Source organism: Salinimicrobium oceani, from assembly GCF_012037645.1.
The window spans coordinates 1-301 of the sequence record NZ_JAAVJR010001498.1 but is presented as its reverse complement, the minus strand read 5'-3'; the positions used below and the strand labels follow the sequence as shown (position 1 = coordinate 301).

The window sequence follows — 301 nt, the reverse complement described above, 5'->3', positions numbered from 1 at the left end:
AACAGCATTCGCCCAATGTCCCGTAGCAATACTTATTGATCTTGAGTTATCAAAATTAGTTCTGTAAAGCATCCTTTTTCCCTGCATGTCAAATATTCCTACCGATTTTACAGGGAAATAATCATTACCAATGATCTCCAATTCCCCGAGCTTATTATTTTGAACAATTTCAAATTTTACCGGCACTGCTTCCTCTTCAAAAAATACCTGCGGCAGTATTTCCTGCGGCACTTTTTCGGCAAAGGCAAGTTTAAATCTTCCGTGGTAGGTTCCCGGTTGCAGCTCTAAAGTATAACCTTCT

At 39.5% G+C, this 301-nt stretch carries 1 protein-coding gene; it reads right to left on the bottom strand.

Annotated elements, in window-relative coordinates; all coding sequences use genetic code 11:
* On the bottom strand, positions 1 to 301 hold a 301-nt coding region (locus HC175_RS22815), incomplete at both ends, for a hypothetical protein (RefSeq protein WP_168140059.1).